The organism is Marinobacter alexandrii (assembly GCA_039984955.1).
Classification (GTDB): domain Bacteria; phylum Bacteroidota; class Bacteroidia; order Cytophagales; family Cyclobacteriaceae; genus Ekhidna.
This window is the reverse complement of sequence record JBDWTN010000007.1, coordinates 2817032-2839226: the sequence shown is the minus strand read 5'-3', so window position 1 is coordinate 2839226 and position 22195 is coordinate 2817032. Positions and strand designations below refer to the sequence as shown.

Below are 22195 nucleotides of genomic sequence, written 5' to 3'. Positions count from 1 at the left end.
ATGAAAAAACAGGCAATCATATTCATTAGCGTGATTTATTCAATCCTTTTTGCAAACCTTGGTATAGCGCAAAACTCATTATTTGATGATGCAGGAGAGTATCTCATGCAAGAGAAAAATGACAAGGCACTTCAACTGTTATCTGATAGTGCAGCGAACTATGAAAGTAATCCAGGTTATTTTGAATTATTAGGAAAAGCTCATTACAACTTAGAAAGCTTTGATCAAGCAATTGAAGCCTTCATAAAATGCATTGAACTTGATAACAGCAATGCAGATTGTCACTATTTGCTTGGTAGCGTATTATTAGATAAGCTTCAGATCACTGAGAGCCTTTTTCAGAAAGGATCTATTGCAAGTAAAGCCAAAGCTTCTCTTTTAAGATCAATTGAACTACAACCATCTCACATTGAGGCACGAGAAAAACTAGCAAATTATTACTTAAATGCCCCGTTAATCGCAGGCGGAAGTAATACTAAGGCGCAAGAACAAGCAACCGAAATTATGAAGTATAATGAAATTAAGGGAAGAACTTTGATGGCAACTATTCATGTAAATAGACAAGCATATGATGAAGCAGAAAGAGAGTACATAGCAATTCTAAAAAAAGATAGTTCCAACACCAATACAATGTATAACCTTGGTAATTTCTACGTTGACCGAAAGCGATACGACGAGGCTTTTGAAATTGCCTCAAACATGATCGAAAGCTTTCCAGACGTTCTATTGGGGTACTACTTTTATGGCAGATTAGCTTCAATTACAAAAAATAATGTAGCCAAGGGTAAAAAATGTATGATGAAATTTATTGACGAGAGTCCTGAAAAAAGCACTCCAGCAAAACATTGGGCATACTATAGACTAGCGCTGCTAAAAAAGAAAATGGGCGAAGATTATAAACAAGATGCCGCGAAAGCTCTAGAATTATATCCTGATTTCAAACAAGCTAAAGCTCTATTGAATGAATAAAAGTGAAAAGAATAGGATAAACTTTCTCAAATAAGATAATATGTAGTCTTTCCTCCCTCAATCTCATAGCGGTGAAATTCGAATGGAAATTCGCTTATATTTCCTAAATTCCCCATTCAACCTTTCATCAATAAATTCTATGAAAAAGCTAATCCTAGCTCTTGTTGGATCACTATTTTTATTCACCTCTTGCCAAAAAACAAAAGAAACGCAAGTATCTAAAGATGCCCGTTTTTTGGATTATATCTCAGGATTCACAACGGGAATCATCTCTAAAAAAGATAACATCACCATTCAGTTTGCCAATGATGTTGTTTTCCCTCAGCAGGTATCAGAAAGTTGGGTTTCTTTATCTCCATCTGTGAAAGGAGAACTCGTTCGCTCTGGGCAGTCACTCATATTTAGTCCAATAGATCCATTGAAATCAGGCCAGGAGTATGCCATTAAATTGAAATTAGCTTCTATGATAGAAGTATCTGACGAACTAAAAGAGTTTGTATTTGCCGTACAGACCATACCAATGGACTATGAAATCAACCTTGATGGTCTTCGAACCTCAGACATTGAAAACCCGAAAGTATTGGAACTAAACGGTGAATTGAATACAGCTGACTTTGTGGATAATGAGGAGGTAGAGAAAATGCTCAACGCCGGAGGTAAAGAAGTCGAATGGGTTCATCGAACCAATACTTCACACCAATTTACCGTCAAGAACATCGAGCGAACAGATGCTGGATATGATTTAAAAGTAGCTGTTTCAGGTGATGCTATTGGCGTGAAGAAAGAGGATGAAAAAACACTCATTGTTCCTTCTACGAAAGACTTTTCTCTGACTTCCGCTAACGTTCAAAAAACGGGTACTCCCTATGTTTCTCTGCTTTTTTCAGATCCGCTTCAGTCAAATCAGGATTTGAAAGGATTAATCACTATTGATGGTGAATCCAATCCGAAATTTGTAATCGACGGCAATCAAGTACAGGTCTACCTAACACGGATGTTAGCCGGAAGCAGACCGATCCAAATAGAGAGCGGGATCAAGAATGTATTTGGACATCCGCTCAAAGAAAAACTCAATCGTTACCTCGCATTTGATCCTGAAAATCCCCAGATAAGACTCATTGGAAAAGGTAGTATTCTGCCTTCCACAGATGGATTAGTTCTTCCATTTGAAGCAATTAACCTAAAAAGCATTCGTGTAAATGTCATTCAGATATTTGAGCAGAATATTCCACAATTTCTTCAAGCAAACTCGCTAAATGGAGACGATCAGATGATTAGAACTGGAAGGAGCGTCATGGTTAAATCAATTGACCTATCAGCGCATTCCAACGACCTATCCAATTGGAATAGGTTTACACTTGACTTAGCCACACTTTTTGAGACAGAAAAGGGAGCCATCTATCAGGTAAGGTTAGGATTCCGCCCGGAAGATTCGGTATTTCCATGTCAAGAAATTCCAACTGGTGAAGCTCAATCAAGCAAGAATGATTCATGGAGCATTTTTGATGGAGATGGTTTTGATACCTATTACTCCAATTACTATTATCCAAGAGGCTACCGATGGGATGAGCGAGATAATCCATGCCACATTTCTTACTACAACAGTGACCGCTTTGTAACTAGAAACCTGATCGCATCAGATATAGGGTTAATCACAAAGATTGGAGGTGACAATTCATTGAATGTTTACACCACCAATATGATATCAGCAGCACCTGTAGAGGCTTCAGTAAAGGTGCTTGATTTTCAACTTCAGGTATTAGATGAAGCAAAAACCAACACCAATGGAATGGTCACTTTCAATCCTGTGAGAAGACCGTTTCTAGTAATTGCAGAAGCCAATGGACAAAAGTCTTACCTAAAGCTCGATGATGGTTCTTCGCTTACTATGAGCAACTTTGATGTTTCTGGAAACAGAGTTAGAAATGGAGTCAAAGGCTTCATATACGGTGAACGAGGTGTTTGGAGACCTGGAAATGATATATTTCTTTCATTTATGCTAGAAGATATTGATGATCGTGTACCTGCAGATCAACCAGTTATCTTTGAGTTGCGTGATCCTCAAGGAAATCTAAAAGATCGCCAGATAGCTAATTCTAGTGTAGAAAATCTTTATTCATTTACTACTAAAACAGACCCAACAGATGTGACCGGAAACTGGAATGCATCTATCAAAGTAGGAAATGCTTCATTTAGTAAGCAAGTGAAAGTAGAGACCATCAAACCCAACAGACTTAAAATAAATCTTGATTTCGAAAATGATAAAATAGCATTCAATAAACGCACACTTTCGCCAGAAATGTCTGTAAACTGGCTAACTGGAATTAAAGGAAACAACCTTAAAGTCGAAACTTCAGTCAGCTTCCGTCCAATCAATACGACATTTGACGGTCTGGCCAACTTTGAATTTGATGATCCAGTAAAAAATGTAATCAATGAAAAAAGTGTAGCATTCACGGGGCGAACAGATGCAGTAGGAAACACGACATTTAACTACACGCTTCCAATTCAAAAAGAGGCTGGCGGTGCAGTAAGAGCAACTTTTGAGACCAAAGCCTTTGAGCCAGGAGGAGATTTCAGTATCAACACACAATCACTCACCTACTACCCTTTTGTCTCCTTTGTAGGACTTCAATTGCCAGAAGGAGATAATTGGGGATGGTTGGCAAGAGATGCTAACCATAAAGTAAACATTGCTTCTGTAGACAGTGAAGGAAACCCCACTTCTTCAGGAAGGGTGAAAATGAAAATCTACGAAGTAAACTGGCGCTGGTGGTGGGATGAATCAGAAGACTATTCAGTGAACTATATCCGCAGTTCCAACAGAAACTTAGTTGCAGAAAAATGGATAGATATCAATAATGGTCGTGGAGTCGGAACATTTAAGATTGATGATTGGGGACGATATATGATGGTTATTGAGGACCCAATATCTGGACATAGTTCTGGGGACTATTTTTATATGAGTTGGAGCGGTAGCGAACAAGGTGAGCTTGGAGCAACTTTCATGTCCATAACCACCAATAAAAATGAATTTGAAGTAGGTGAAGAAATAGAACTTACCATACCTGGCACTTCTGGGGCGCAAGCGCTGGTAAGTATCGAAAATGGAAGCAAAGTGGTGGACCACTTCTGGACCAAGACTGCTGATGGTAATACCACCATAAAAGTGAAAGCCACGCCTGAGATGGCGCCTAATATTTACGCCCATATCACACTTTTGCAGCCCCATGCACAAACTAAGAATGACCTTCCGATTAGACTCTACGGCATAGCTCCTATTAAGGTCGTTGATAAAGAAACCATCCTCGAACCACAACTTGTCATGAGTGATGAGCTAGCTCCAGGTGAGGAAGTTACAATCAAGGTTTCAGAGAAGAATGGCAAACCGATGGCTTACACCATAGCAGTTGTCGATGAAGGCTTGTTGGACATTACGAACTTTAAAACACCCAATGCCTGGAACCATTTCTATAGCAGAGAAGCCATAGGAGTCAAAACCTGGGATCTCTATGATCAAGTGATCGGTGCTTATGGAGGGCGATTAGAAAAAGTGCTTACTGTAGGGGGAGATGGTGAGGCAGAAGCCGGAGATAAGGACAGCAAAAAACCTGATGAGCGATTCAAACCTGTAGTCCAATTTATGGGACCCTTTTTCACAACAGGTAAAGCCCAATCACACACATTCACTATGCCTCAATATATTGGCTCAGTTAAAACAATGGTGGTAGCTGGCATAGATGGAGCATACGGAAAAGCTGATAAAGCTACTCCTGTCATTAAACCATTGATGGTATTGGGTACACTTCCAAGAGTCACCGGTCCAGGAGAGAAGATCAAATTGCCTGTCAATGTATTTCGCTATAAAGAGAGTATCAAAAATGCGACCGTAACCATAGAAACGGATGGACTATTATCCGTAAATGGTGAAAAATCTGCTAAGGTAGACTTGTCTTCCTCAGAAAATGTAGTGCAGTACTTTGACTTAGAAGTAGCTAAAATGTTGGGAAGCGGCAAAGTAAAAATAACGGCTAAGTCAGGTAATGAAGTGGCTACTCACGAGATCTATTTGGAAAGCCGAGCTCCTAATACCGAGCAAACTCAAGTACAACTTTTCACACTTGAAAAAGGAAAGACATACGATGCTGAATTGGCCACTTTTGGTATGCAAGGAACTAATACCGCAACACTGGAAATTGCTACAGTTCCATCGATGAATTTGGAAAAGCGATTGAAGTACCTCATCCGTTATCCTCATGGATGTATTGAGCAAACAGTTTCCTCTGTCTTTCCTCAATTGTTCCTCGATGACATCACCGAATTGACTACAACGCAAAAAGTGAAGGTAGAAGAAAATGTAAAGGCTGCCATTGAGCGACTTAAAAAGTTCCAAGCCATCGAAGGAGGTTTGGCCTATTGGCCTGGACAGAGTGATGTAAACGACTGGGGAACCAACTATGGGTATCATTTCCTGTTGGAAGCAGAAGCGAAAGGATACTTTGTTCCAAAAGAACTCATCAGCAGCATTAAAAAATATCAGACTCGACGAGCAAAGAACTGGAGTAAAGGAGATTCCAGATATAGTGATGATCTTATTCAAGCATATCGCTTGTTTACTCTTGCGCTTGGGGGAAATGCATCCTTAAGCAGCATGAATCGAATGCTAAATACTTCAGACCTCAAGAGTCAGGCACTATGGAAACTTGGAGCAGCGTATAGCTTGATAGGCAAGAAGCAAATTGCTTTGAACCTTCTAAACAAAGCTGGTACTCAACCTTCACGATATAATTATTGGTATTCCTATGGATCTGAGACAAGGGATAAAGCTCTTCTTTTAGAAAGTTATACATACATGGATAAGAAAGAAGAGGGCTTCAAATTACTGAGGGAACTAGCAAATAGTTTAGCCAGCAAAAGCTGGTATAGCACACAAACTACTGCTTATACCTTACTGGCAATTAGCAAATACCTCGGACAAATGGCTGCCTCTGATCTGAAAGCGAAAGTGACTTATGCTGGTGATTCAGAAAGCTGGAAAAGCGAATTACCGATTCTTCGATCTTCAATTAACGCTGAGTCTAAGAGTAAAAAGCTATCCATTGCCAATAATAGTGATGGCACGCTCTTCATTACACTGACCACAACAGGCACTCCTTATCCAGGGGATGAACCTGCCAATAGCTCAGGGTTGCGCATGAACATCAACTACTTTAACCAACGTGGAGAAAGCGTTGATGTAGCGGATATCAAACAAGGACAAACATTCACAGCTGAAGTGAAAATCACGAATGAGTCAAGCTCTACAGTAAGAGACTTAGCCCTTGCGCAGATTTTCCCGTCTGGCTGGGAGATTAATAATGATCGCTTGAATGACACTGACTCATTCAGCAACTCCAGCTTTGATTATCAGGATATTCGAGACGACAGGATTTACACGTATTTCTTTTTGAAAAGAGGAGAAGCAAAAACATTCAAAGTAAATCTTACAGCTACTTACGGAGGAGAATTTTATTTGCCTGGCGCATACTGTGAAGCCATGTATGATGCCAGCATCAATGCAAAAGGCAAGGGTGAGTGGATTATGGTGGAGTAGCTCACTTGCCGGATTTATTCCGGCACCTTCTATTTATCGAAAGCTGATCTTCACAAGATCATTGAATATCTTGGCATAAAGTGAGGACTTACAATTCTACTCTATGGAGAGTTTCCGATAACGGAATATTCATCTCATCAATAATAGAATCTTTATTCTCTGGAATGGAACATAAAAATTCCGTTTCCTGCATGCATTTATCCACTCTTTCAAAGACACGATTTCTTTATTCTGGATTTCTATATTCTCACTCCTTACTACTTTTACTTTTCAACCCAAGAAACCTCACAATGAAATGAGTATGATTGTAGCTGGTCTAAATAAATGACCGTCATTATCATACGAATTCCATGTGGCCCTTGAAATAAATTTACACACATGAAAAAATTACTTTATCTAATGATCGCTGGAGTTCTTTTCAGCTGTCAGACACAATCAGAAAATAACGAAATGCAGCTAGAAAATCCATTCTATCAGGAATGGGATACCCCCTATGGTGTACCTCCATTTGATCAAATCAAAGATGAACACTACATGCAGGCTTTTGAAGATGGCATGGCCGAGCAAATCAAGGAAGTAGAAACCATCGCGAATAATGAAGGAGCCCCAACTTTTGAAAACACGATCGAGGCGTTTGAGAAGTCAGGAGATTTGCTGAATAAAGTAAGTAATGTATTCTTCAATCTAACTTCTGCGAATACCAATGACTCACTTCAAGGGATCTCAAGAGAGATTAGCCCCAAACTATCCGCGCATGGAGACAATATTTTTCTTAATGCAAGCTTCTATGGGAAAGTAAGGACACTTTACGACCAACGTTCAGAATTAAATCTAACCGTGGAACAAAACAAATTATTGGAGAATTATCATACCCGTTTTGTTCGAGCAGGGGCGGCTTTGAATGATGAACAGAAGACAAAGATGAGAGAGCTTAATTCACAGCTTTCCTCGCTCTCTGTTTCATTTGGAGAAAACGTACTGGCAGAGACTAACAAATTTGAGATGGTACTAACAGCCGATGATCTGGATGGTCTTCCTGAAAGTGTCATCAATGCTGGGGCTGATGCTGCCAAAGAGAGAGGCTATGATAGTACCAAATATGTCTTCACTACGCATCGTCCAAGCCTTTATCCTTTCATTACGTATTCAACTCGAAGGGATCTCAGAGAACAACTGAAGAAAGGATACATCAATAGAGGTGATAATGATGATGAAAATGACAACAAAGCACTCTCAGTCCAATTAGCAAACGTGAGACTTGAGAAAGCAAAGCTTTTAGGATATGCTACCTGGGCTGATTATGTACTGACACAAAGAATGCTCGATAATCCAGATAAGGTTTACAACCTGTTGGATAAAGTATGGCCAGCAGCAATTCAGGCTGCCAAGAACGAAAGAGATATGATGAAAACAATGGCTGTAAAAGAAGGAAACGACATTAACATCATGCCTTGGGACTGGTGGCATTATGCTGAGAAAATCAAAATGAGCAAATACAATCTGGATGAAAATGAAATTCGCCCCTATTTGAAAGTGGATAATGTTATCAATGGCACTTTCACGCTTGCCAACAAATTGTTTGGAATGACCTTTGAAGAGCAAACCAATATTCCTAAATACCATGAAGATGTTCGTACCTATACCGTAAAAAATGAAAAAGGTGAATTGATTGGCATCTACTTATCAGATTGGTTTTATCGGACCAGCAAAAGAGGGGGTGCCTGGATGAACACTTACAGAAGTCAAAGTAACATGAATGGGAATAAAGTTATCCCTATTGTTACTAATGTTGGAAATTTTACTAAACCAACAGGAGATACACCCTCGCTTCTTTCGCAAGACGAAGCATCCACCTTGTTTCATGAGTTTGGGCATGCATTACATGGACTACTTTCAGAATGTACATACCCTTCTATTTCAGGAACAGCTACACCTAGAGATTTCGTGGAATTCCCTTCTCAAGTAATGGAAAATTGGGTTTTCGAACCTGAAATGCTTGCTCTTTATGCTTTCCACTACGAAACTGGAGAAGTGATGCCTACAGAGTTAGTAAACAAAATCAAAAATGCTGGACAGTTCAATCAAGGATTTGGAACAGTAGAATACATGGCTGCCTCCTATTTGGATATGGCTTATCATTCAGTCACCGAGCCTATCACGATGAATGCAGATGATTTTGAAAAAGCTGCGATGGATAAAATCGGGATGATTGATGCCATTGTTCCTCGATACAGAACAGGCTATTTCCAACACGCATTCTCAAGTCCTGAGGGCTATTCTGCAGGATACTATAGCTACCTAAACTCAGAGGTAATGGATGCAGATGCTTTCGGCGCTTTCAAGGAGAATGGTCTTTTTGATAAAGAAACAGCTAACGCTTATCGTGAGCATATCCTATCAAAAGGCGGCACAAGAGATGCCATGGAAATGTATGTGAATTTCCGAGGCAGAGAACCAAAATTTGAGGCAATCCTTGAAAGGAGAGGCTTTAATTAGGAGAGCAGCAACGTCATTCCTGACGAAGTGAAACGAAATTCAGGAATCTTTATCTTAGAGATTCCTGAATCACTTCCTCGCTTTGCCGGACTGACAGATTCTGCAAATTTTCTTCGCATTTGTCTTCTCGACGAAGGAGAGATATTTACCTCCAATGAAAAATCACAACTACTTTGCGTATATAACTACTAACCCAGCTCGATCTGTTGTCGATGTTGGAATGACTAATGATCTCACTTCTAGGCTAATTCAGCACTATGAAAATCGAGGAAATCCAAGAACATGGGCAGGAAAGTACTATTGCTATAACCTAGTTTGGTGGGAGCGTCATTCATTTGTTAATCATGCCTTTGAAAGAGAGAAGGAAATAAAAAAATGGAGAAGAGAAAAGAAAAATAAACTAATAGAATCCATGAATCCCAATTGGGAATTCTTAAATGATAAAATTGGCGCATGGGATAGTTTAAAGTTTCCACCAAAAAACTAGTCTAGATTTCTCCTGCGTCGAAATGACAATAAAGTAGATTAGATTCCTTACTTTATCTTGACTTTTTCCTATGAAAGAGAGACTCCTATGAAGAAAAATATTGGCATACATCCATCACTCTCTATGCATGTGAAAACTGTGTGAGGAAGTTCTTCGTATTTGTCATCTCGACGCAGGAGAGATATTTAATTAAAATGGGAAATTGAAAGTTTTTCCTTCGCCTAAATAACATGAAGGTAGAATAATTTAACCAGCTTGTCATCTCGACTGAAAGGAGAGATATTTACTTCCAATGACATTGTTTTTAAAGTCAAAACGTACGCAACTTTTGCTATCAATTTCGATAGCTATTATCACCTTCTTCCTCTACCCCCTATCAGAACAAACTTATTCTTACTCCACCGTTTTAAACGACCGAAATGGAGATCTCCTGGGGGCATCCATCGCAGCAGATGGTCAATGGCGTTTCCCAGAGCCCGATTCTGTACCCAACAAAATCTCCACATGCATTCGATACTTTGAAGACCGCCATTTTTACAAACATCCCGGTGTAAATCCGCTGGCTATAGGTAGAGCAACTATCCAAAACATCAAGGCAGGAAAGGTTGTAAGTGGAGCTAGCACATTGACCATGCAGATCGCAAGGATGATGAGAGGGGAAAACAGAACTGTCTGGCAAAAACTCATTGAAATAGGGATAGCGATTAAGCTTGAATTGAAATACTCAAAAAAAGAGCTTGTCACCAAATACCTTTCTATGGCTCCATTTGGTGGAAATGTAGTAGGGATAGAAGCTGCCAGTTGGAGATACTTCAATAGACCTCCACACCTGCTTAGTTGGGGCGAGGCTGCTTCTCTAGCTGTGCTACCTAACAATCCAGGTGCAATCTTCCCAGGCAGGTCAAATCTACAATATTTGAACAAACGAAATCGACTGCTCAAAATTTTATTCGATCATGAAGTACTGGATCAAACCACATATGAATTGAGTGTCCTTGAAGAATTACCTGATAAGCCATATCCCATTCCTCAAAAAGCACCTCATTTGCTTACCACCATTCAAGAAACTAATCCGGAATCTATTGTACAATCAACACTTGATCCTTTCTGGCAATCCAGAACAACGCAAATTCTTGAACGGCATCATGTACAGCAAATGGGAAACGGAGTAGAAAACCTTTCAGCAATGGTTATCGATTTACATACGGCCAAATCGCTCGCCTATGTAGGAAATACTTCAGATCAAAAAGCCGAAGGGTATCAAGTTGATATTATTCAAAAACCAAGAAGTCCGGGAAGTAGTCTAAAGCCAATCTTATATGCTCAGGCTCTTTCCAAAGGAGAGATTCTACCAGAAACATTGCTACCTGACGTACCTACTTTTTTCGGAGGATTTAGTCCGAAGAATTTTTCAGGAGGATACGAAGGTGCCATTCCTGCAAGTCAGGCGCTTGTAAAATCACTCAATATTCCATTCACCTATTTATTAAGAGATCATTCGTATGAACAATTTCATCTGGATCTCAGACGGATGGGCATTTCAACATTAGATCAAGCTCCTGGCCATTATGGCCTGTCCATGATTCTAGGAGGAGCAGATGTGAAAATGTGGGACTTAGCGAATGCCTATGTGAAAATGTACCAATCCTTAATTGACACTGAAATAAAAAACATTTCATATACCAATTCATTAACGTCAGCTCAAAATATAGACATAGATCCTGGTGCCATTTGGCATACTTTTGATGCTATGACCGAGCTTTCGCGTCCTAATGGAGAAGAAGAATGGCAATCATTCTCATCCTCTCAATTAATCTCATGGAAGACGGGTACCAGTTATGGCTTCAGAGACGCATGGGCTATTGGATTGAATGGCACAGTATTGGTGGCCGTATGGATTGGAAATGCCGATGGAGAAGGAAGAGCTGGACTCACAGGCATCAACGCAGCTGCTCCTCTCCTATTGGAGATCATGCGCCTTTCAGATGATGATAGAAACTGGCTGGAAAAACTAAAACCTAACATGCCTCAGATGAAGGTTTGCTCAACATCTGGCATGCTTGCCAAGCAAATATGTCCATCAGAACAAAAAGCGGTACCAAGTAATGCAGAGAACAGTGGTCTATGCACTTATCACCAAGAGTTTCAAATGGATAAAAGTCTGGAATATCAAATAAACAGTTCTTGCTATTCATTAGCAGAATCAAGCTCTCAAACGCATTTTGTCTTACCTCCATCAATGGGATATTACTACTCTAAAATCCATCCAGACTATAGTGGAGTTCCTCAGTTCTTCCCTTCTTGTAAGGCTGGATCTAGCAATCCAATTGAAATCATCTACCCTAATGCAAACAGCAAAGTTTTTATACCTATCACGCTTGATGGTGAGAAAAGCAGGATCGTTCTGGAAGCCTCTCATCAAAACAAAGAATCCACACTTTTTTGGAGCATCGGAGATGACTTTTATGGGAAAACGAATGAGGACCATCAACTAGAAGTATTTCTTCCCAAAGGGACACATTTCCTTAGGTTAACCGACGGAAAAGGAAATGAAAGAAGGCTGACATTTGAAGTCATTAGCAGTTCCTAAAGATTACCGCTTACATAAAAGCAAATCCAATTTGCTGCTTTGGTAGTTAAGTTGCCGACAAAATTTAACCCCAATGGTATGAGAAAAATACTTACACTAATGTTAGCTGTACTTTTCGTGGGATTCTCCACGGATATACAGGCTCAAAAAAAGAAGAAAAAGAAAGGTGATGATACTGAACAAGCTGCACCTAAAAAGAAGAAAAATGGATTAAAAAAATATGCTGAAATAATTACAGACGAAGCGATTTCCGATGAAGGTTTGATCACTTCTCATCAAGTTGGAGATGATTTCTACTTTGAAATTCCAGCTGATTTACTTGAAAAAGAAATCCTCATTGTTTCAAGAATTGCTGGTCATGTAAAAGGACTGAATTTCGGAGGAGCAGGTATGAAATCCCGACCTCAGCAAGTAATTAGATTTCAGAAAATGGGCGGCAAAATCCTAATGAGATCTGTCTCTTACAACAATATCGCCAATGAGGATGAGCCTATCTATACTTCTGTAAAGAATAACAACTTCGAGCCAATCGTCGAGTCATTCTCATTGGAAACAATGAAAGATGATTCCTCCGCTTATGTAATCAAAGTTTCAGACTTCTTCTCGAGTGATATCCCGATGATCGGTGGCCTACGAGATGCTGAAAGAAAGCGTTTTAAAATCAAAGGAATTGACAAGTCACGTTCATTGATTACTTCAGTGAAATCATTTCCTGAAAATGTGGAAGTGAGACATATCCTTACATACAAAGGTGATGAACTACCTGCAAATGGACTTACGGAGACACTTTCCATAGAAATGAATCAATCCATGATTCTGCTACCGAATGATCCGATGGTTCCAAGATATCATGACGAACGTGTTGGATTCTTTTCGCTACGCCAGATTGACTATAGTTCAGACGAACAAAAAGCTGCAACAAGAAGACTAATTACACGATGGAGATTGGAACCTAGTGATTGGGATGCATACAATAGAGGTGAATTGGTAGAGCCAGTCAAGCCAATTATTTATTACATAGACCCTGCTACTCCTGAAAAGTGGAGAAAACACATTAAACAAGGAGTAGATGATTGGCAAGTAGCTTTTGAGGCAGCAGGCTTCAAAAATGCAATCATGGGTAAATACGCACCAACAAAAGAAGAAGATCCTGAGTGGAGTCCAGAAGATGTGAGATATTCCGTGATTAGATATATAGCAACAGATATTCAAAATGCTCAAGGACCACACGTTCACGATCCAAGAACCGGTGAGATATTGGAAAGCGACATCCTTTGGTATCACAATGTGATGAATCTTTTGAGAAATTGGTATTTCATACAGACTGCTGCAGTAAACCCAGAAGCTCAAAGAACAAAGTTTGATGATGACTTGATGGGTGAATTGATTCGATTTGTATCCGCGCATGAAGTTGGACATACGCTAGGGTACCCACACAATATGGGCTCTTCACCTGCATACACCGTGGATCAACTAAGAAACAAAGCATTTACTGATACACATGGCGTAGCTCCATCCATCATGGACTATGCAAGATTCAATTATGTAGCTCAACCAGAAGATGGAATCACAAATTTCTTCCCAAGAGTCGGTGAGTACGATCTTTGGGTTACTCAGTTTGGATATAAGCCAATTGCGAATGTGAATAGCCCTGAAGACGAAGAAGAAACACTCAACGCGTGGATCAAAGAGAAGGGCAATAACCCTATTTACAGATATGGACGCCAGCGACGTATTCCTGTGGATCCTACTGCTCAAACTGAAGATATAGGTCACGATTCAATGCTTGCAAGTGAATTGGGTATCCGAAATCTTAAACGTATCCTTGACAAGTTAATGGATTGGACTACTGAGGATGGGGAGAACTACGATGACCTGGCTGAATTGTATAGAAATGTAGTGGGCCAATTCAATCGATACACTGCGCATGTAGTGTCAAACGTTGGCGGTGTTTATGAATATTATAAAACTGCTGATCAAGATGGTGCAGTATATACGCATGTAGAAAAGGACAAACAACAACGGGCAGTTAAATTCTTAAATGAGCAATTATTTGCTACTCCTAATTGGTTGGTAGATGCCGAAATCCTAGGAAGAATTCAACAAGACGGATTAGTAAATCGAATGAGAGCTTCTCAGGTTCGAATACTGAGTAGGCTCACGGTGGAGTCTATGCTGATGAGATTAGTTGAAAACGAAGCATTGAATGGAAGCAATGCTTATACACTATCATCACTATTCACTGATATGCGTCAAGGTATTTGGAGTGAGTTGTATAACGGCAGAAGCATAGATACCTATCGCAGAAATCTCCAAAAAGAACACATTGATCGCTTAGGAGAATTGATGAATCTAGAAGAAGAAAGGTATGCTAACTCTGATATCCCGTCTATAGCAATGGCTACACTGACAAGACTTGAAAGAGACGTGAGAAGTGGACTTGCAAGACAGAATAATTCATCATCTCGTTTCCATCTTCAGGATATCCAGAAGCGTATTGATGCGATTTTAAATCCAAGGTAATAGAAATCTCTACGGTTGAAGTGCTTGGTTAAGGTGCTTCAACCGTAAATTCTGAAACCTGTACTGCTTCAAAGATTCCAATACCACCGACAATATTTGATGGAAGTTGTACCGGATCAGCAAAAGGATCATCCTGCACAAAATTTTTAAGTATCCTGAAGTAATCGGAGTATAGAGAACTACTGGAAATAATTCTGACCGTTACATTATCATATCCCCCTGTAGCAAACTCATTTCCCTCTCCTCGTGCTGAAAGTACTTCTCCATTTCGATTTGTATCTGAAATAAATTCATCACTCTCAAAGAAGAAATTCTCTGAAAATTGAAATTCAGAATTGAATCCTGTGGCTAATATTCGATAATAATTATCCGATTCTGTAAAATCTTGCCAGGTTACATTCAGCACATTATTCTGATTTAAAGTAACAGATTCCAGTTCGGTAATCCGTTTAGGCAATATTGTTTCACCGTAAACAGATTCTCCATTTGCTTCTACACTTAAAAGAAAGGTTTTACCTTCATCTAAAGAAAACAAAAAAGATGGTATACTGTAGTGAAGTTGATCATCATCAAAAGGGATCAATACTTCCCTCGTACCATCACTTATTGTGACGATAGCATCCCTCACGATATCACTTTCAAAATCACCATCTATAATTCCAAAGGCATTTCTTGAAACTGATACTTCTACTATGATCTCTTCTGAGAACGGAGATATAATCGAATTCACTACAAGTTTTTCTTCTTCATCGAAATCCGGAGGTGGTACTTCTTCCTCACACGCCAATAAGAAAAAAATGCCTAGAGCAAGTAATAGATTTTTTATTTTCATCGTACTAAAATTCAAATGTGTATCTAAATGAAGGAAGAATTGGAAACAATGTGACTCTATTCAATGTGCCTCGTTGTGTTCCATTATTGTCAAAATCAGTTAATTGGTAGTAGAAAAAAGGATTTTTCCTACTGTAGGCATTGTAAAGACTCAATTCCCATGTACGTCTCCCTCTTTTCTTCTCTTTTGTCATCCGAATACTCAGATCCAACCTATGATAAGCCTCTGCTCTAAAATTGTTTCTCTCATCTATATCTTCAAATCGGTCGTTGAAAACAGTAAAGTTTCCTAAAATATCCGACGCAGTACGATGTGTTCTTACCGGTAGTGAAAAGTTATTTCCTGTCCCATAAATCCAAGTTCCTGAAATAGTCAATCGATCTGAAATATGATAAATCCCCACCAACGAAACATCATGTCTTCGATCATATCGAGCAAGGAATTTTCTCCCAAAGTTCAACTCATCAAATTGCAGTTCGGTTTTTGAAAGCGTGTACCCAAACCATCCAGTAAAATCTCCAACCTTCTTTTCAAGAAATAATTCAAGCCCCATAGCATCTGCTGCACCAGTAGTAATATTATCCTCCCAAGAGACAGACTCAGAAGATTCTGGATCATCCAATATAAGAAAGCTCGCACCCTCCTTATATGCGATTACATCGTCTGATTTTTTAAGATAACCTTCTAGTGAAACAGAAATGCCGTTGGAGATATCTTTAGCAAAACCCAATGCAACCTGCCTTGAACTCTGCGGCCTCACCCGATCAGTTGACGAAACCCATAAATCAGTGGGTAGTCCTATCCCAGAATTAGAAAGTAAGTGAACGTACTGATTCATACTGGCGAAGGATGCCTTTACTGCATAGTCGTTAGGTAACATGTACGCAAGGGAAATCCGAGGTTCAGGTCTTGAATATGTTTTATTCTCATGAATAAAGTGGCTAAATCTAAGTCCAATATTTGCATTGAGTTTTCCAAATAATCGCATATCGTCCTCTACATAAATGGCTGACTCCAATGTATTGAACTTCTCTTCTTCATCTGTTGGGCCGACAGATGCTTCCCTTACAACTAAGGCACTGGGTATAAATCGATGATTGGTGCTTGACACTCCGAATTTTATTGAATGATTGATGGACGGAAAGAAGTCTACGTCATACTTAAACCCAAAGTCTCTGATACTGGAGTTAAATCTTAATTCAAAATCGTCTTCTTCTTCTCTGATATCAAAAAGATATCGACTAAAAATAAGTGATGTGTTAGTAAATACCTTTTTTGAAAATTGATGATTCCATCTTATTGTCGACGAGGCATTACCCCATCCTAGTTTAGCATCAAACCCTTCCTCTTTGTTTCTGGCGAAGAATCGATCCTGTCCAAAATACCCACTTACATACAGCTTGTTTTTGGAGTCAAACTCATGGTTAACCTTAGCATTTAGATCATAGAAATAATAGCCGCCTTTGTCAGGTGAACTATTAAAAATACCAGCTATCGCATCAAAGTAGGTACGTCTAGCGCTCACTACGAAAGACGTTTTTCCTTTGTTAATTGGACCCTCCAGCATAAGAGAAGAAGAAATCAAGCCAATACCAACTTTGCCATGCATCTCCTCTTTATTTCCATCTTTCATGTCCATTTTGATCACTGAGGAAAGCCTACCTCCAAATCTGGCTGGGAACCCTCCTTTATAAAGTTCTGTAGACTTTAATGCATCTCCGTTAAAAATGGAAAAGAAGCCGAACAAATGATTGGCATTGTAAACAATTGCATCATCCAAAATCAATAAATTTTGATCAGGCCCTCCTCCTCTCACATAGAGTCCGCTGTTTCCTTCTGATCCGGACTGCACTCCTGGCATCAACTGAAGTACCTTGAGCACATCTTTTTCTCCCATCAGTGCTGGTATGTTTTCCACGCTTTTGGTGGATAGACGTACCGAACTCATCTGAGAATTCTCGCTAACTTTTTCCTGTAGTTCTGCACTTACTACCACCTCATCAAGCGTGAGTACCGAGGGACGTAGAAACTGATCTAGCACTACATCTTTATTCAACACTATATCAGTCTTTATTCCATCAAAACCTACCGATGTATAAACAAGCTCGTATGTTCCCTCAGGTAAAGTCATGGAATAAAACCCATAGCCATTCGTAATGACACCTGTATTCAATGAGGGAATAAATATGGTTACTCCTGGAAGCAGTTCATTACTGACATCTTCCTTTACATATCCGCTGATGGTATACTTGGTTGTCCCCTGACTGTATACGCCAGATATCGCAATCAAGAAAGAGAGGGTGAGTTGGGTGAGTTTTCTCATTGGTTAGTTGAAGAATTACTTGACTGTGTTAAGTACAAGAAAGACTCAAATAACCCTAAACCGTTGTGAAATTTTGAATGAAAAAATATAATAAGGCGTTATGATGACCTTTGCCTTCCAAGAATACTAGTGTACCACGTATCTAAAAAGAATCGATCTCTTAGCAGAAAAAGAGACGATCATTTAAATTACCTATATAATCAACATTTTGGATCGTGAAAAAAGTACTATCCCTCACATTACTGCTCTCTATAACACAGTTTTGCTTTTCGCAAGATCAAACCACATTCATACTGGTTCGACACGCGGAGAAAGCCAATGACGGAACTCGAAACCCACCTCTCAATGAAGATGGAAAAACCAGATCTGCTAATCTGTCTGAAATGTTGGTTAATCAAGACATTGATGCCCTGTACTCTACTCCTTTCAAGCGCACACAAGAAACACTTCAACCGATAGCTGAGATGAAAAATCTTGAAGTGCAAGAATATGACCCATATGCAAAGGGAGAATGGCTGGCTACCCTTGCAGAAAAACATACAGGTGGCACAGTTATGATTTCCGGTCACTCAAATACAATTCCAGCGTTAGCTAATGCACTCTTAGGAAATGATACGTTTTCCCAATTTGATGAAAGTGACTATTCTAATCTTATCATCATAGTAGCAGCAGAAGTAGGAAAAGGTAAATTAGTTCGGTTGAAATTTTAGATTTCTAACCACTGAGAAAGCGGAGTATAGCACAGAGAAAAAGAGAAATTCCTCAGTGCTTCTTTGTGTCCTCTGTGGTTAATACAACTCATACTTACAAAAGTCGCATTCCAGCTTTCCATTGTACAGCTTGATTCGTTCCGAGTCTTTAAGGCCAATTTGCTTTAAAGCTTGCTTGTTGGAGCTAATAAGCCAGGCATCATATCCTACAAAGTTCTGCTTGAAAGCATCTCCCATCGTTTTGTAAAATTCAAGGATATCATCGCCAATACGCTCTCCATACGGTGGATTGGTAATGATCGTCCCCTGATCATTGATCGGTTTGAACTCACGAAAATCCATTGTCTTGATCTTCACCTCTCTTCGTAAACCAATTTTACTTAGCGCTTTTCTCGCTAGTGTAACAGCACTATCATCAATATCAATACCTGTCAGGTCCATGCTAGGCTTTCGTATTTTATTCAATTCTTCATTCTTGATGTTATTGAATAAAATAGGGCTGTATTCTGGCCAAGTACGAAAGCCAAATTCTTTGCGCTTCAAATTCGGACCCATATTCATGGCCAGCATGGCAGCTTCAGTAAGTATCGTTCCGCTACCACACATTGGATCCACCAACGGGGATTTTTTATCCCATCCAGAAAGAACAATCATTCCGGCCGCTAAAACTTCATTCATTGGCGCTCTATGTCCATCTTCACGATAACCACGTTGATTCAATGCAGCCCCGGAGCTGTCCATCGAGACTGTGAAAAAATCATTTGCACAATGGAGATTGAAAAGTACATCTGGATTATCCGTGCTTACAGAAGGTCTTCTCCTGTACTTATTCCGATACTGATCCACCATCGCATCTTTTGCCTTAAGTCCAACAAACTTAGAATGTGTAAACACCTCAGAGAAAACCACTGGGTCAATAGCAAACGTTTGATCCACATCAAGAAAATTGGACCAATCAAATTCCAGCATCTTATTGTATAACTGCTTCTCATCTCGTGCATGGAAAGTGTAAATCGGCACCAGGATTTTCATAGCTGTACGAAGCGAGAGATTAGCTCTATATAAAAAAGCAGGATTACCCTCACACTTCACTCCTCTGGTGATTTTTTCTACCTTCTCTCCTCCCAACGCTTCAACTTCACTAGCCAGTATCTCTTCAAATCCAAAAAGAGTCTTGATGGTTATTTTCATGTTGCAAAGATGTAAGGATTTCAGTCTTTACTCATGGTTTTTTGATCGAACCAAAGCAATATTTTCATATATCTGCCTTTTGAGCGTCCTATTTACCAAAAAAAGAATTTATATAACAGCAATTGAACGGTCCTTACAAATAGTTTACTTTTAACTATGCTATGGAGGTTTTTGTGTCTTTCCATTTTGCTCCAAAGTGTAGATATATCTGCACAAGAAGTTCAAAATGGAGTATTAGATCTTACTGAGTTTTCTTTTGACGCCAAACCAACCATTCCGTTGAAAGGTGAATGGGCTTTCTATCCCTCCCAGTTTATTTCTCCAGCATCGAAACAACCTGCTACAGAAAAAGTATTAATCAACATTCCTGATCGGTGGGAGCAAAGTGGCCTTCCAGCCATGGGATACGGTTCTTATCAACTCTTTATAATTAGAAATTCAAAAGAGCCTTTAGCCTTAAGGATTCCAGATTTATTCAGCACTTATAAGCTTTTTGTGAATAATGAAAAACTCGCCAGTATGGGAGTTCCTGGTGTTGATAGTGATTCCGAAAAGCCAGGAAGAAATTACCAACTCGTATCTCTTGCCCATATCCCATCAGACACACTCAATGTAGTCATCCACATTTCGAATTTTGTTCATAGCAAAGGAGGTATTGGGAGTCCGATTACACTCGGAACCCTAAATAGTCTTACATATAAAAAATTTATCAATGATGTCTATGACGTCTTCATGGCGGGGTGTCTCGTCATGGGTGCCTTCTTCTTCTTGGGTCTCTATTTCTATGGGCGAAAAGAAAAAATGGCGCTGTATTTCGCATTGTTCTGTCTCGTTTATTCATACAGAATTGTAGGTTGGGGCAATTATGTTCTTCATGATATCATTGACATTCCTTATCGTTTCGGCATGACGATTGAGTATAGCACCTTTTACCTTACCGCCTTTTTCTTCTGTCTTTATCTAAAGCATCTCTTCTCAGAGGAGACCCCAAAGAAATTAGTCAATTTCTTCTTGTCTATATCACTTCTTTGGGCATTAATGACCTTACTCCCAGTACGTATTTTCAGCCAGCTAAATGACCCCTTCCTCATTGTTCTCTTGCTTGGCATGGTGCTTATCAGCTTTGTTTATACGAAAGCACTCATTCGCGGTAAGGAAGGTGCCAAATATTCCATTTATAGTACGGTGGGTATACTTCTTGTCTTCTTTATGAAAACAGCAGCATACTTAAATATTATTGAAGAAATCCTCTGGGTATCCATGCTTGGACAGCTCGTATTTATTCTTTTTCAATCACTTATTTTATCACGGCATTTCACGGCTTCATGGCGCTCAGCTAAAGAACTAGCTGAGGGTGCCGCTAAAACTAAATCTGATTTTTTGTCTGTCATGAGTCACGAGATACGTACTCCTTTAAATTCCGTGATAGGCACTACCTATCACCTCATGGATACCAACCCGAGAGAGGATCAAATTCCCGAACTCAAAAACCTAAAAAATGCCTCGAATCATCTTCTAACCCTCATTGACAATGTACTTGACTATAGTAAGATTGATGCAGGAAAACTCGAGTTAGAAGAAAGTGACATTGTCTTGAAGGATTACTGTGAAAGCATAGTAAACGTTTTCAAAACTGTAGCCAGCAAAAAGGGCATTAGTATGATTTTTGAATATGACGAAAATCTCCCAAAAGTTGTTGTCTTAGATAAAACACGAGTCAGACAGATACTAACCAACTTGATTGGAAATGCGATTAAATTCACAGAGAAGGGCTATGTTAAATTCTGTGTAAATAAAGGTCCCGAGAAGGATGATAAAGTTGAAGTGCTCTTCAAAGTTGAAGATACAGGCATTGGAGTCAGCAATGATTTGAAGGACAGAATTTTTAAATCTTTTCAACAAGCAAGTAGCTCTGTTACCAGGAAGTATGGAGGCACGGGACTTGGTTTATCAATTACAAAGCAGCTAGTAGAGCAAATGGATTCGAAGATTTATCTTCAAAGCGAGCCAGGTCATGGCTCCATTTTCTTCTTTTCTCTAGTCTTAAAAATTGGTCATCTAAAAGAAATCTCCATCAAGGAAGACACAAAACAAAGCCTGACTGGACACTCCGTCCTTCTGGTTGAAGATAATTCAATGAATGTCCTTATCGCTAAAAGATTGCTAGAGAAATGGGGGATAAAGGTAGATCTGGCAGGAAATGGTCAGGAAGCTGTTGAGCTTATGCACGAAAAAGGAAATGAATTTGATCTCATCTTGATGGACCTCCAAATGCCAATCATGGATGGATATCAGGCCACCAAAACCTTAAGAGGGCTAGGTTACAATCTACCAATCATTGCCGTTACTGCTTCTGCTCTTTACGATAAATCAAAGAAGAAGAAAGATTCCGGTTTAAGTGACATAGTGACTAAACCTTTTAATCCTGATGATTTATATAGTGCAATTTTTGAACAGCTAAACAATCCTGCTTAATCGTAC

Annotated in this window: 11 protein-coding genes; 8 read left to right on the top strand and 3 right to left on the bottom strand. The window is 39.4% G+C overall.

Going from position 1 to position 22195, the window contains the following annotated elements:
- The 6 genes from ABJQ32_18895 to ABJQ32_18870 all read left to right on the top strand — a co-directional run bounded on the left by ABJQ32_18895 (position 1) and on the right by ABJQ32_18870 (position 14658).
- On the top strand, positions 1-969 hold the full coding sequence (locus tag ABJQ32_18895; protein MEP5291732.1) for a tetratricopeptide repeat protein: 969 nt from the start codon (positions 1-3) through the stop codon (positions 967-969).
- Positions 970-1108: 139 nt separating this feature from the next.
- Positions 1109-6562, top strand: coding sequence for an MG2 domain-containing protein (locus ABJQ32_18890; GenBank protein MEP5291731.1), 5454 nt, complete (start codon positions 1109-1111; stop codon positions 6560-6562).
- 378 nt (positions 6563-6940) lie between these two features.
- Entirely contained in the window at positions 6941-9058 is a 2118-nt protein-coding gene (locus ABJQ32_18885; protein ID MEP5291730.1) for a M3 family metallopeptidase, read from the top strand.
- A 154-nt stretch (positions 9059-9212) separates the two neighbouring features.
- Positions 9213-9545, top strand: a complete 333-nt coding sequence (locus tag ABJQ32_18880) for a GIY-YIG nuclease family protein (protein ID MEP5291729.1) — start codon at positions 9213-9215, stop codon at positions 9543-9545.
- Positions 9546-9873: 328 nt separating this feature from the next.
- The gene (gene pbpC / locus ABJQ32_18875) at positions 9874-12135 is read left to right on the top strand and encodes a penicillin-binding protein 1C (protein ID MEP5291728.1); all 2262 of its coding nucleotides are present in this window, start codon (positions 9874-9876) and stop codon (positions 12133-12135) included.
- Positions 12136-12213: 78 nt separating this feature from the next.
- Positions 12214-14658: a zinc-dependent metalloprotease gene (locus ABJQ32_18870; GenBank protein ID MEP5291727.1), complete on the top strand. Its 2445-nt coding sequence runs from the start codon at positions 12214-12216 to the stop codon at positions 14656-14658.
- Between the two features lie 28 nt (positions 14659-14686).
- On the opposite strand, the gene ABJQ32_18865 is transcribed toward ABJQ32_18870, so the two are convergent.
- Positions 14687-15490, bottom strand: a complete 804-nt coding sequence (locus tag ABJQ32_18865; GenBank protein ID MEP5291726.1) for a DUF4249 domain-containing protein — start codon at positions 15488-15490, stop codon at positions 14687-14689.
- 4 nt (positions 15491-15494) lie between these two features.
- Positions 15495-17813, bottom strand: a complete 2319-nt coding sequence (locus ABJQ32_18860) for a TonB-dependent receptor (GenBank protein ID MEP5291725.1) — start codon at positions 17811-17813, stop codon at positions 15495-15497.
- Positions 17814-18028: 215 nt separating this feature from the next.
- On the opposite strand from ABJQ32_18860, the gene ABJQ32_18855 reads away from it, so the two are divergent.
- The gene (locus ABJQ32_18855; protein ID MEP5291724.1) at positions 18029-18523 is read left to right on the top strand and encodes a phosphoglycerate mutase family protein; all 495 of its coding nucleotides are present in this window, start codon (positions 18029-18031) and stop codon (positions 18521-18523) included.
- A 78-nt stretch (positions 18524-18601) separates the two neighbouring features.
- On the opposite strand, the gene ABJQ32_18850 is transcribed toward ABJQ32_18855, so the two are convergent.
- The gene (locus ABJQ32_18850; protein MEP5291723.1) at positions 18602-19714 is read right to left on the bottom strand and encodes a THUMP domain-containing protein; all 1113 of its coding nucleotides are present in this window, start codon (positions 19712-19714) and stop codon (positions 18602-18604) included.
- Positions 19715-19870: 156 nt separating this feature from the next.
- Between ABJQ32_18850 and ABJQ32_18845 the strand changes: the two genes are divergently transcribed.
- Entirely contained in the window at positions 19871-22189 is a 2319-nt protein-coding gene (locus tag ABJQ32_18845) for a response regulator (protein ID MEP5291722.1), read from the top strand.
- Positions 22190-22195: the final 6 nt, after the last annotated feature.

What these genes read in the sequence shown, in the direction of transcription:
- ABJQ32_18880 (MEP5291729.1), top strand. Translation starts at nt 9,213, where the DNA reads ATGAAAAATCACAACTACTTTGCGTATATAACTACTAACCCAGCTCGA.
- ABJQ32_18885 (MEP5291730.1), top strand. Translation starts at nt 6,941, where the DNA reads ATGAAAAAATTACTTTATCTAATGATCGCTGGAGTTCTTTTCAGCTGT.
- ABJQ32_18865 (MEP5291726.1), bottom strand. Translation starts at nt 15,490, where the DNA reads ATGAAAATAAAAAATCTATTACTTGCTCTAGGCATTTTTTTCTTATTG.
- ABJQ32_18870 (MEP5291727.1), top strand. Translation starts at nt 12,214, where the DNA reads ATGAGAAAAATACTTACACTAATGTTAGCTGTACTTTTCGTGGGATTC.
- ABJQ32_18890 (MEP5291731.1), top strand. Translation starts at nt 1,109, where the DNA reads ATGAAAAAGCTAATCCTAGCTCTTGTTGGATCACTATTTTTATTCACC.
- ABJQ32_18850 (MEP5291723.1), bottom strand. Translation starts at nt 19,714, where the DNA reads ATGAAAATAACCATCAAGACTCTTTTTGGATTTGAAGAGATACTGGCT.
- ABJQ32_18845 (MEP5291722.1), top strand. Translation starts at nt 19,871, where the DNA reads ATGCTATGGAGGTTTTTGTGTCTTTCCATTTTGCTCCAAAGTGTAGAT.
- ABJQ32_18860 (MEP5291725.1), bottom strand. Translation starts at nt 17,813, where the DNA reads ATGAGAAAACTCACCCAACTCACCCTCTCTTTCTTGATTGCGATATCT.
- ABJQ32_18895 (MEP5291732.1), top strand. Translation starts at nt 1, where the DNA reads ATGAAAAAACAGGCAATCATATTCATTAGCGTGATTTATTCAATCCTT.